Below are 11,667 nucleotides of genomic sequence, written 5' to 3'. Positions count from 1 at the left end.
TTTTTACTTATCTTATTTGTTGTTTTTTTTCTCTTTCTCTTTAGTTGCTGTTTTATAAAGTTTTGCTATTGCGCTATCAATAAGATTGAGAAGTATTTTGTCATCTTCTCTTATATGTATTATTTTCCCCCAATTAAAGTGAATATGTGCGTCCAATTCAAAAAGCTCATGTTCTTTTTTAATTGTAATTTTTAAATTATCAACATGTTTTTTGATATGAGTATCAAATTTTTCTAGCTTTTTGAGAATAAAATTTTTTTCATTCTCATTTAAGCTATAATTAACCGTTTGAATTTTAGGTTCCATAATATGTTCTCCCTTTCTCAGATTTCAATTCATTTCTATACTTGTTCACTGTTCTTCTAGAAATAGAGATTCCTTTGGATTTCAGTATAACAGAAATTGCTTTGTCTGACATCTTTTTATTTGCTTCTAACAACTTTTTTACTGTTATTTTAATGCTTAATTTTGAAAATTCATTTGTTTTTGCTCCACCAACAGAGCTAAAAAGCTCTTTGATTAATATTGTACCCCATTCGCATTTTAAGTATTTATTTTTTATTGCTCTTGATATTGTTGATTTTGATACACTAATTTTTTCTGACAGAATGCTCAAGTTCATTGGCCTTAAGCTTTTAAACCCTCTTCTTAGAAATTTTTTTTGCAATGTATATATAGCTATTCCTATTTTTGCAAGTATTTCATCTCTATATCGTAAGGATTCGATCAACCATTTTGCTTTTTTTTGTTTTTGGAGATTTTCAGTTGTCCTTTTAAGTTCTTTTTTAAAGATGCTAACTTCTTTAATTTTGATTTTAAATTTATTATTGTGATTTATTATTAATATATCTGGATCGACATAGAAATTGGTGTCGTCTGGGTCTTTAAATTCGAGTGTTGGGTTGGGGTTAAGCTTTTGTCTGATAATTTCTAAAGCCGTGTTAAATTCTTTGCTTCTTATTTTGAGCTCCTCTTTTAACTTTTCTTGAGTTTTTTCAAGAAGCTCTGCTTTTTCAAGAATTTTAATAATATTAGTTTCTAATTTATGATGCTTTGCTTGCAAAATTAACGATTCTATTATGTTGGGGACACAAATTCCAATTGGATCAAATTTTTGAATAAGTTCAATTATTTTTTTTACTTTTTCTTTTTCTTCCTTTTTAAAAAGATCGTAAGGGTTTGTTATATGAAAACCTTTGCTGTTTAGATTGTTTATTAGTATTTCGCCTATTTTAATTTCATCTTCATTTATTCTTTGAATTCTTAATTGTAGTAACAGGTGTTCTTTTAAAGAAGTGTTTGTTTGTGTTTTTTCAAGAACCATGTCGTGTTGGTTTTTTATCACATCATCTTCTTTATAAAAAACTTTTTTAAATCGATATGTTTTTAATGTTTCAAAAAATATTTTATTTGGGTCTATTTCTAGGCATTCATTATTTTCGCTTTCTTCTAATATAAGCTTTGTTAATTCTTTTTGATTGAGGCCTAATATTTTTATTGTTTGTATTTGAATTGAGTTTAAATTTTGGGATAATTTTAATTTTTGTTTAATCATATTTATAATATTTATATTAATGTATAAAAAACCCCACTAAGTATAATTACTAATGCTGGGCTTATTTTATTATAAAAAAATAAAATAAAAAAATTAATTCCCACAATAGCCAGGGTTCTCAAAAGTTCTGTTTTGTTGTTTTCTATTTTTAAATATGTATTTTCAAGTAAAATGATTATTGTAATTATCCATAGTGCAACAATAATAGGTTTTAGATTCTCTAGGCAATAATTTAGAAAGCCGATTTTGTGCAGTATTAAGAGGATTATGATCATGATTACTATTGGAGCTGTTATTAATGCTACTGTAGCAATTATTGCTCCTGCAATTCCTGCAGTTTTCATTCCAACGTATGTTGCTATGTTTGTTGCAATAGGCCCTGGGGTTATTCTTGATATTGTAATCATATTAACAAATTCTTCTTTTGTTATCCAATGTTTATTATTAATTATTTCGTTGTTTATTATTGCTGCAATTCCATTGCCGCCTCCGAAATTTAATAATCCGATTTTTAAAAATGTAATGAATAAATTTATTAAAATCAACCGATATCCTTTTTCTATTTAGTTAATATTTTTTTATTGTTATATATTTAAATGTGTATACTAAAAAGAAAATTAACAATATGTATGATATTCTTATTTTTAATTTAAAGATTGCAAAAATTACAAGAAAACATATTGTCCATTTTATTATAGAATTATTCAACATTTTTTTTGAAAATTTTAAAACAACGGTTATCATTATGATAATTGAAGATATTTTTGCACCTTCGAGAAATTTTTCAACATGTATGTTGTCTGGTACTAATTTTAGGTACAGGAAAACCATTATTATTGCAATAATAGAAGGTAAAATTCCTGCAACAACGAGCAAAAGTGCGCATGGGAAACCCCCAAATTTTCTTCCTATTAGAAACACAAAATTAATCGCCGTAACTCCAGGAATAACATTTGATGTTGCTAGTATTTTGTTAAAATCGTCCTCAGATATTATTTTTCTTTTTTTAACAAATATTTTTTTAAGCTCAGATATAATTATTAATCCTCCGCCAATTGTAAGTGTTGTTGTTTTAAAGACAAGTAAAAACAAGTCCAGAATTTCATATATTTTTTTTTGTTTCTTTTTATACATTTGTTTTGTCAAATTTAGTAAAAACCTTTGAATACTAATTCTATCACAAATATTGTTGTAATGTTCATTTTGTTGTTGAATGGCAGTGATGAAAACATGCTTTATTGTGGTTTTAAAACATTGACCTATTGTGTTTATTAGGGGTTTTATTGGAAGGCTTGTTTGTTTTTCGTGCTATAATTCAATTAATTTATGTAAAACTTGGAAGGAAAGTTTAATTTGTTTAAGGAGTTTTTTATATTTCAAGATTATTTTAATTATATTGTTGAGGGCGTGGTAGGTTATGGTTTAAAAGTTTCGATTGCTATAGCGCTATGGTATTTTTTAAAGTTAATAGTTAATAAAATGGGAAAAATTTTATTTAAGACTTTGGAAAAGTCCAGATTAGAGGAGAAGTTAGAGGTTACAGTTTTTAACTTTTTAAAATCTTTTTTCAAAATATTAACAGACTTTGTTATTGTTTTAATAATATTGCCATATCTTGGAGTGCCTATAACATCTATTATTGCTGTATTTGGATCATTAGGGCTTGCCATTGGACTTGCTGCCCAGGGTATTTTATCTAATTTTGTTAGTGGATTTATTGTTTTGAATTCTAAGTTTTTCAAGTGTGGAGATCATATTCAATGTGGAGATGTTGAAGGCTTGGTTGAGGATGTCCAAATTTTTTTTACTACACTTAAAACATTTGACGAAGAAATTATTAAAATTCCAAACAGCAAGCTTACATCCAATTTTGTTGTTAATTTTTCGGCAAATCCCAGAAGAAGGGTTGTGTTTTCATTTCAAGTTCCTTATGATACGAACATTGGGTTATTAAAAGATAAAATAGAAGATTTAATGATTTTCAATAATAAGAAATTTGATGTTGAGATTTGTTCTCCTACTCTTATTGTCAAAAAGTACACTCCCTATTATATAGTTTTGCAGGTTCGATTTTTTGTTAATACAGAGGTTTTTTGGGATTTTAAATATTTTATTGGGGAGTCTATTAAAAATGTTTTATTGGATATGAAAATTAAGTTTCCAATTTGTTTTGTGCCTTTTGATAAACTATATTAATGATTTTTTCTTGCAATAATTTCTGAGTAATAGTTTTCAATTTTTTTTGTGAAAAAATAACTTGAAAATTTAGTGGAGTATTTTTTTGCATTTTGTTTAAATGTTTTTAGTATTTCATCATCTTTTATTACTTTGTCTATACATTGAGATAAGTTTTCGTACTTTTTTATTAAGAATCCGTTTACCCCCTCTTTTATTACGTCTTTATATATATAATCATTTATTAAAATAGCAGGTATTCCGGCAGTTAATGCTTCTATTACTGTCATTGGATATACTTCGCTTCTTGATAGACTAGCAAAGATATCAGAAATTTTGTAGTAATAGCATATTTCTTCCCATGGAATTGTTCCTATTAACAATATTTGTTTTTCAAGCCCATGTTTGATGCTAAAATTTTTTATTTCCTTTTCTTCACTTCCTTTGCCAATAATGATAAGCTTGTAATTTTTGTTTTGCATTAAAAGATCTTTTAAGTGTGTTACTAATAAATTTATGTTTTTTTCTTTGTTTATTCTTCCAACAAATATGATTATTTTGTCTGTTTGCTTTATATTGTGTTTTTTCAAAATTTCATCTTTTTTTTCTTTGCTTAGAGTTTTTATAAAAAGCTTTCTGTCAACTCCATTTGGAATTATTTTATAGTTAGAAGAATTATTTGAAAGTTGAAAATACCTCTCTTTTGCTTTACTTGATGGGTAAATAAAATATTTTATTTTATTATAATGTTTTTGCATCATTTTGTCGGGCTTAATAAAATATTTAAAAATTCCTAAGTAATGCAAATAATAATCCCACATTGTATGGCTTGTATGAACTATTGGTATGTTTTGTTTTAATGCAATTTGTTTCCCAATTTTTCCCATAGAAAACTCGGAGTGAGTATGAATGATGTCTGGTTTATAGCTTTGTATTATCTTGTATATTTTTCTTTTGTTGGGAAAAGCTATTACAGCATCAAGTTTTTTATTTATTTGAATAGATGAACATCTGTAAACGTTTTTTTCGTTTAAAGCTGTTTTGGATTTTGGACAAAATATGTAAACTTCATAGCCATTTTTTTCAAATCCCTCTTTAATTTGTTTTATTGATGTTGCCACTCCATTTTTTTCTGGGATATATGTATCTGTAAATATTGCAACTTTCATATTCTCCTCCTAGCTTAAGTATAATATATTTAGCACTTGGATTATAATTTACTTTGATGCAAGCGGTTTATTTATTGTTGGGTAATGAGCAGGGTTTAAAAGAGGCTTATTTAAAAGAGCTGTTAATCAAGATGGATGCTTTTAAATCCAAAGTTTCAGTTACTAAAATTTTTTTGTCAGAACTATCAGCTTTAGAATTTGCTGAGAAACTATTTTCTAATTCTTTTTTTTCAAAAAAAGAAATTTTTATTGTTTATGAATCTGAACTTTTAAAATCAGGAAAAGATTTAGAACTAGTATGTAATGCAATTTTAAAATCTAGAAATAAAACTGTTATTTTTATTTCTAATAGCAATACATGTAATATTGATTTTAAAAATAAGCTTAAGTTTATAAAAAAAGTTTTTTATGAGATTCCTGATGATGATAAATTTACATTTGTGAGAAGAAATTTTTTTAATCTTAATATTAAAATTACAGATTCTGCAATAAATTTAATGCTTTTAATGTTAAATTCAGATACTAAAATTTTGAAATTTTATATAGATTCTTTTGCACTTTTTGCCAAGAACAATACCATTGATGAGGAAGATATAACTTCTTGGATTAGTTTTATTCGCTTTGAAAACACCTTTTCCTTATTTAATTCAATTTTGAGAAAAGATATGACGCATTCTTTGATCAAGATTAAGTCTATTTTGGATCAAGGAGAAGATTTGCTTAATGTTTTAATGAGTCTTATTTGGCAATTTAAAAGATTATTAAAGGTACAAATAGATTATAATGCATGTGGTAGCTTGCAGAGTGCATTGAATAAAAATAAAATCTTTTTTTCATTAAATAAAATTTATAGAGTAGGGATTAAAAATTATTCAATTCCAGAAATTAAAATTGTTTTGAAAATTTTATATAAGTTTGATTTATATTTGAGAATTTATTCTAAAAATATTCATAAAAATTTGTCATATTTTTTAATATTCTCAATTTTAAAGCTTAATAATAATTTTTTAATGCATTATTCTGCAGAGTCAAAATTTGATTTTTAATGTATGAAGCAAAAATTAATTTGGATTGTATTATTTTGCTTTTTGTCTTGTAAATCTGAATCTAGATTGGCAGAAATTGTTTTAATAGAGTTTTTTGATTCTATTAAAAATTTTCAAAGCAGTCCTGAAATATTTTTTAATTATTTAAATATTCCAAGTGATGATGATTTGAAGGCAAAAATCCGTGGGTTAAAATCTCAGGCAAAGGACGATTACATTTTTTATCCTTTGTTTTTTAATAATATAAGATATGAGATAATAGGTAGAAAAAATATTTTTAAGGGTTTTGAATTTGAAGTTGTTATTAAAAATATTAACTTTCAAAACGGGATAGAAAAATTTTTGGCTAAATTAAATAAAATTGAAGGAAGATCTTTAAATATTAAAAATTTAGGGAAAAAAGAGCGTAAAAAAATATTTGACAATTTAATAAATGAGGTTATTGGAGAGCTAGATGATTTTGATTACACAGAGATTGTTCATTTTTTTAGAGTAGTTAAGAATTCTTCTGAAAATTATAAAATAGAGCTTTTGGGAGATGTTTTAAATATACAGGTTAGAAATAAACTTATTAATGATCTTTTTTTGGTTTTATCGCCTGGAATTTCAAATGGTGTTTTATTTTAAAAAAATATTAATAAACAATAATCTAGTTTAAAATTTATTTATCTTGATTATAATTTTTTATTGAGTTTTCTTTTATTGCAAATTCTTTTATTCTTTTTGCAAGTTGAATATTTACTTTTATTTTTTCCGAAATTTCGTTTTCACTTAAAGGCAATATGTCCTTATAGGTTCCAATTGATTTTAATATTTTTTGGGCTGTTTTTTCTCCAATTCCGTATATTTTTGTATACAATAGGGTTATTTTTTCTCGTCTTTTTTTGTTAAATCCGTTGGCCTTTCTGTGTGCTTCATCTCTTACATTTTGTAGTATCCTAAGAGCAGGATGTCCTTGGGGTAGATTTATTCCTTTTTTGTTAGTTGTTAAAAATATTGTTTCTTGTTTTTTTGCCAACGAACAGACTTTAACTTTGTTTTCTATTTTTAAGCCCTTTAAGATAGAAAGTGCAGCATTTAATTGCCCTTTGCCCCCGTCAATTAAAATCAAATTCGGTAGTTCTAAGTTATTATTAATTATTTCTAAATATCTTCTTGAGATTACTTCTTTTATTGCTTTACAGTCATCAATTTCTCCTTTTAATAGTGAATTTAGTTTGTAAAGTCTGTAGTTTTCTTTAAAGGGCATTCCCATTTTAAAAGTTACCATAGAAGCTACTGTTTCTTGACCTTTAAGATGAGCAATGTCAAATCCTTCAATTATTTTGGGAAGTTTGTCCATTTCTAGAAAAATTTTCAAACTCTCAAGTGCTTTGTTGCTTTTATTTTCATATTCTCTTAAAGATAATTCAGCATTAGATATGGCCATTTCCATTATTTTTAAAATTTCTTCTGTTTCTTTGTAAATAATTTCTGTTTTTGTATTTTTAATTTCATTTATTAGTTTTTCAGCATTTTTAGTGTCGATATCTTTGAGAAAAATATGAATTTTGTCTGGTACTATCATATTAATAGATGTGTAATATTGAATTAAAAATTGTAAAATCAGCTCATTTTCTTTACATATACTCTCATCAAAGTTTGCATCTCTTTCAACTAATTTTCCATTTCTATATTTTAATACTATTATTGTATTTACATTTTCTCCTGGATGAACATGTACATAGTCTATGTTTAAATTGTTGGTTTTTGTAATGATTTGGATTTTATTGATTTCTATTAAAGAATTTTTAATTTCTTTTAATTTGATAGCAGTTTCAAAATCTTCTTTTTGTATGGCAAGTTTTAATTTGATATCAATTTGACTTAATATTTCTGATGTATTTCCATTTAGTATGGATTTTGCCTTATCTAGTTCTTTTTGATATTCTTTTTCAAGGTTTTCCTTATAGCATACTCCAAGGCACTGCCCCATATGATAATATAGGCAAGGAGTGTTGGATTTTTTTTTACATTTTCTAATCTTAAATGTTTTGTTAATGAAATCTAGTACTTGGTCTAATTTTTTTACATTGGTAAATGGTCCAAAATATTCGCTTTTGTCATTAATTATTTTTCTAGTTTTGAAAATTCTTGGATATTTTTCATGGGTTATCCTGACCATGGGATAACCTTTCCCATCTTTTAATTTTACATTGTAATCAGGTTTGTGGGTTTTGATTAGATTGCACTCTAGAAGCAATGCTTCGTATTCGCTATTTGTTGTAATAACTTCTATTGATTTTACATTTTTCATTAATATTTTGATTTTGTGGCTATTTTTTTCTAAAAAATAACTTTTTACTCTTGATCTTAGATTTTTTGCTTTTCCAATATAGAGTATTTTTTTATTTTCATTTAGCATTTTATAGCAACCGCTTGTGGTTGGTAATTTTATTACTTTTTCAAATAAACTTGTTGGGTTCTCTTTCATAATGTCAGGTAGTTTTTAGATTTTAAAAATCATCTTATGATATAATATTGTAACATAAGGCAGCTTGGTTTATGTTTTGAGGTATTTAAAAATATGAATAATAACAAATAAAAGGTCAAAAATGAGATTAATTTTAATGCTCTTGCTATCTTTTTTGTGCTTTTCTATTCTTTTATCTCAAGAATTGAAGTTAATACTTGATTCGAAAAAAAATTTTAAATTTATTCAAGATTCTAACAATGTTACTTTTGAAAGGGATATGAGGGGTTTGCTTGGTATTTATTTGGATAGATATAAAGCTGTTTTAGATTTGAATAATATTGATTTGCGCTTAGAAATAGGAAGGGATAATAAATTAAAAGACACATCTTCAAATTATTTAGTTAGTGCAAAAAGTTTGAGAGTTTCAAATGAATTTCGTAATGTTTCTAATGGCTCTTTAATTTTTTATTCAAATCAAAATCCCGTTAAGTTTAAGCCGCTGACAAAGAAAGCTTTCTTTTTTTCAGGCAATACTGTTTCTGATTTTACTATTAAGTTTTGGGTATATCGAACAACTTCTGTTACAGGAGAAATTATTTTTAGTTGGGATGGTTATAAAAAGATTAATAATTCGTGGGTAGATCAGTCTATTAGATTGGAAAGCGATGAGGGAAATTTTGTTTGGGTTTTAAACAATGTCTTTTTAAAAGACAATAAAAATCCTATCAAAATTAGAATGAAAAGTAATGATGATTTTATTCCAAAGAAATGGCATTTACATACTTTAAGATATAGGCAAAAGGATGGCATACTTGAATATTTGATAGATTCTAAACCTCAGGCAATAGAATATATAACAGATGATAAGAAGGAAGGATCAGGGTATTTATTAAGCATTGGTAATTTTATTGATTTTACCTTGGGAACTTATTTTACTGGTGCGGTTGAGAATTTTGAAATACATAAAAGCTTTGAAGAGGTTAGTAATGCTTTTTTTTCAAAAAATATGGGATACATTATTACAGAGCCTATTAAGCTTTCTAAATATTATTCTCAAGTATTATCCTTTGATGTTGATTCCAATGTTCCTAAGGATACAGAGATTGTTTATTATTACAGATTAGATAATAAGGTATTTTATGATACAGATAGTCATGGGAATATTAAAAAAAATTTAACTGGGGCGTGGATTCATTTTGATCCTAAAAAAGATTTTCCAGATTCAAAGATATCAAAATATATTCAAATAAAAGTTGAATTTTATCCTAGTGGAGATTCTGTAAGCAGTCCTTCTCTTTATAGTATGTCAATTACCTATGTTCCTGAAGCAGCTCCATTCCCTCCTGTGATAACAAAAGTTATTCCAGGTTCTAGAGAAGTTTTTATTGAATGGATTCCTGTTGTTAATAGTAGCGTTGAAGGGTATTACATTTATATTGGCGTTACTTCTGGCAATTATCATGGAAAAACCAGTGGTGTTTTAACTTCTCCTATTGATGTTGGAAATCAAACTTCTTTTAAGATTACAGGACTTGAAGACGGAAGACTTTACTATATTAGTATTGCTGCTTACAATTTGGATAAAAGTGTTAATAAAACTTCTTTTTCAAAGGAAATTTCTGTAAGGCCTATGGAGATTTTTAAAAAATATGAATAACTTTAGTTTCGAGAAGGCTTTAAATTTTTATAAAAATGGTGATTTTAAAAGTTCTCTTGATAATTTAGATGTTTTTGATGAGAATTTTGATTCTCTTTCACTTAAAGCACTTATTTATTTTAAGAAAAAGGACTATAAGGCTCTTTTATATGTTTTAAATACTTATCCCGTTGTTTTGAGTGAGTATAATTTTTTAGTTAAACTTATAGATTATGGCAAAATTGAAAAAAATAAAGATGATCTAGGCCCTTTTGAGAATTATAATTTAGGTGTTTTTTATTTCAATTTAAAAGAATATGAACTTGCTTTAAGTTGTTTTTTAAAAGCTAAAGAGCAAAAATCTGATTTTGTACAAGCTTTAAACAATAGTGCTGTATTATTTGAAATGTTGGGTAACAAGGACGAAGCTTTAAAGTTATTTTTTGAGGCTAGAGATTTGGATCAAAACAATTCTTTAGTTAAGCTTAATATTTGGATTTTAAAAAACAGCGAATCTCTTCAAACAGCAAACTTTTTAAAATTAGATAAAAAATTTTTTGATGCCAATCTTGCTTTTGTTGTTAATTATTTAATGTATTATTTCTATTCTATTGGGGAAATAAGCAGAGCAATTAGGCTTTCTGAGAAGTTTTTAACAGATTCTTATTATTCTAAGTATATTTGGCACAATAGGGCAACTATTTTCCATAAAATAGGCAACATGACTCAAGCCACAACATCTTATGTTAAAGCCATTTTAAATTTTCCAAATATTTATACAATCTACAATATGCATATTGCAACAGTTGAGCTTTTAAAATTTTCTCCTAAAAAGTCTATTGAGAGAATGGTTAATGATTATTCTAATCTAGATTTAATATATTTGTATGCAACCTTATTTTTTCTTAGAAATCGTGATCTTGAAGATGCCTATTTTTACATGAAAAAACTTTGTGAGCTTAATCCAGAGCCTTATTTAAAATTTTTAAAATTATTAGAGTCCAGTGAGGATATGTTAATTGAAACTCTGCTTGAAGAATTTGCATTATCTTTAAGAGTAAATTGGTATTTAGAGTATTTATTTTTTATTGACAATTCTTTAAATTTGAGAGATCCTATTTTTGTTTTTGATCACAATATGAGAGTAAATACATATATTTGGAGAATTAAAGATGAGTGCATTGAATTAAAATTTAGCAACAATGAAGAAAAAATGGTTCAAGAGATCTTGCATAAAGAATGTGTTTTGCCTGAAATTGACATTTCTATTAGGGATTTTCAAAATTTAATAGAAGCTTATAAAGAGTTTAGAATAAATTACCAATATTTATAATTTATTTGGTTGACAATAATAATATCTCTAAGATAATATGTATTAATGTTATAGGAGAGATGCCAGAGTGGCCGAATGGGGCTTCCTGCTAAGAAGTTGTCCTTTTAAAAGGGGACCATGGGTTCGAATCCCATTCTCTCCGTAATTATTTAAATCTTGACAGCGTGTACTTTATTTATTAAAATTTGTTTTAACTCTGGAGAGGTGGCAGAGTGGTTTAATGCTACGGTCTTGAAAACCGTTGTAGGTGTAAGCCTACCGTGAGTTCGAATCTCACCCTCTCCGTAATTATCATTTA

The 11,667-nt window shown here is 26.3% G+C and carries 11 protein-coding genes and 2 tRNA genes; 7 read left to right on the top strand and 6 right to left on the bottom strand.

Annotation, left to right across the window (positions count from 1 at the left end):
- Positions 1-12: 12 nt before the first annotated feature.
- The 4 genes from HNQ06_RS02055 to HNQ06_RS02040 are packed head-to-tail and all read right to left on the bottom strand — an operon-like array spanning position 13 to position 2,701.
- Entirely contained in the window at positions 13-306 is a 294-nt protein-coding gene (locus HNQ06_RS02055) for an HPF/RaiA family ribosome-associated protein (RefSeq protein ID WP_184107296.1), read from the bottom strand.
- Positions 296-1,555, bottom strand: a complete 1,260-nt coding sequence (rpoN, locus tag HNQ06_RS02050) for an RNA polymerase factor sigma-54 (protein ID WP_184107295.1) — start codon at positions 1,553-1,555, stop codon at positions 296-298. Before rpoN ends, HNQ06_RS02055 begins: the two co-directional genes overlap by 11 nt.
- A gap of 11 nt (positions 1,556-1,566) precedes the next feature.
- Complete coding sequence (locus tag HNQ06_RS02045; protein ID WP_184107294.1) at positions 1,567-2,100, bottom strand: chromate transporter; 534 nt, start codon at positions 2,098-2,100, stop codon at positions 1,567-1,569.
- A gap of 22 nt (positions 2,101-2,122) precedes the next feature.
- Entirely contained in the window at positions 2,123-2,701 is a 579-nt protein-coding gene (locus tag HNQ06_RS02040) for a chromate transporter (protein WP_184107293.1), read from the bottom strand.
- 207 nt (positions 2,702-2,908) lie between these two features.
- Here HNQ06_RS02040 and HNQ06_RS02035 point away from each other — a divergent pair, with 207 nt between their 5' ends.
- Positions 2,909-3,751, top strand: a complete 843-nt coding sequence (locus tag HNQ06_RS02035; RefSeq protein ID WP_184107292.1) for a mechanosensitive ion channel family protein — start codon at positions 2,909-2,911, stop codon at positions 3,749-3,751.
- On the opposite strand, the gene HNQ06_RS02030 is transcribed toward HNQ06_RS02035, so the two are convergent.
- Entirely contained in the window at positions 3,748-4,899 is a 1,152-nt protein-coding gene (locus HNQ06_RS02030) for a lipid galactosyltransferase (protein WP_184107291.1), read from the bottom strand. The genes HNQ06_RS02035 and HNQ06_RS02030 overlap by 4 nt on opposite strands.
- A 56-nt stretch (positions 4,900-4,955) precedes the next feature.
- On the opposite strand from HNQ06_RS02030, the gene holA reads away from it, so the two are divergent.
- On the top strand, positions 4,956-5,945 hold the full coding sequence (gene holA / locus HNQ06_RS02025; protein ID WP_184107290.1) for a DNA polymerase III subunit delta: 990 nt from the start codon (positions 4,956-4,958) through the stop codon (positions 5,943-5,945).
- A gap of 3 nt (positions 5,946-5,948) precedes the next feature.
- Entirely contained in the window at positions 5,949-6,572 is a 624-nt protein-coding gene (locus tag HNQ06_RS02020) for a hypothetical protein (protein ID WP_184107289.1), read from the top strand.
- Between the two features lie 34 nt (positions 6,573-6,606).
- Here the strand turns inward: HNQ06_RS02020 and uvrC are convergent, their stop codons facing one another.
- The gene (gene uvrC / locus HNQ06_RS02015) at positions 6,607-8,418 is read right to left on the bottom strand and encodes an excinuclease ABC subunit UvrC (RefSeq protein WP_184107288.1); all 1,812 of its coding nucleotides are present in this window, start codon (positions 8,416-8,418) and stop codon (positions 6,607-6,609) included.
- A 121-nt stretch (positions 8,419-8,539) separates the two neighbouring features.
- Here uvrC and HNQ06_RS02010 point away from each other — a divergent pair, with 121 nt between their 5' ends.
- The 4 genes from HNQ06_RS02010 (at position 8,540) to HNQ06_RS01995 (ending at position 11,654) form a co-directional block, all read left to right on the top strand.
- Complete coding sequence (locus tag HNQ06_RS02010) at positions 8,540-10,057, top strand: fibronectin type III domain-containing protein (protein ID WP_184107287.1); 1,518 nt, start codon at positions 8,540-8,542, stop codon at positions 10,055-10,057.
- Positions 10,050-11,369: a tetratricopeptide repeat protein gene (locus HNQ06_RS02005; RefSeq protein ID WP_184107286.1), complete on the top strand. Its 1,320-nt coding sequence runs from the start codon at positions 10,050-10,052 to the stop codon at positions 11,367-11,369. The genes HNQ06_RS02010 and HNQ06_RS02005 overlap by 8 nt, the downstream gene beginning before the upstream one ends.
- Before the next feature lie 53 nt (positions 11,370-11,422).
- A tRNA-Ser gene (locus tag HNQ06_RS02000) sits at positions 11,423-11,511 on the top strand.
- Positions 11,512-11,567: 56 nt separating this feature from the next.
- Positions 11,568-11,654, top strand: a tRNA-Ser gene (locus HNQ06_RS01995).
- The last annotated feature ends 13 nt before the right edge of the window (positions 11,655-11,667 follow it).

Source organism: Borreliella lanei (assembly GCF_014205895.1).
GTDB lineage: Bacteria > Spirochaetota > Spirochaetia > Borreliales > Borreliaceae > Borreliella > Borreliella lanei.
The sequence above is the reverse complement of the archived record's forward strand: the minus strand, read 5'-3'. Positions and strand labels throughout refer to the sequence as shown.

Coding starts and splice junctions, on each gene's coding strand:
- HNQ06_RS02055 (WP_184107296.1), bottom strand. CDS start 306: ATGGAACCTAAAATTCAAACGGTTAATTATAGCTTAAATGAGAATGAA.
- rpoN (WP_184107295.1), bottom strand. CDS start 1,555: ATGATTAAACAAAAATTAAAATTATCCCAAAATTTAAACTCAATTCAA.
- HNQ06_RS02030 (WP_184107291.1), bottom strand. CDS start 4,899: ATGAAAGTTGCAATATTTACAGATACATATATCCCAGAAAAAAATGGA.
- holA (WP_184107290.1), top strand. CDS start 4,956: ATGCAAGCGGTTTATTTATTGTTGGGTAATGAGCAGGGTTTAAAAGAG.
- HNQ06_RS02020 (WP_184107289.1), top strand. CDS start 5,949: ATGAAGCAAAAATTAATTTGGATTGTATTATTTTGCTTTTTGTCTTGT.
- uvrC (WP_184107288.1), bottom strand. CDS start 8,418: ATGAAAGAGAACCCAACAAGTTTATTTGAAAAAGTAATAAAATTACCA.
- HNQ06_RS02010 (WP_184107287.1), top strand. CDS start 8,540: ATGAGATTAATTTTAATGCTCTTGCTATCTTTTTTGTGCTTTTCTATT.
- HNQ06_RS02005 (WP_184107286.1), top strand. CDS start 10,050: ATGAATAACTTTAGTTTCGAGAAGGCTTTAAATTTTTATAAAAATGGT.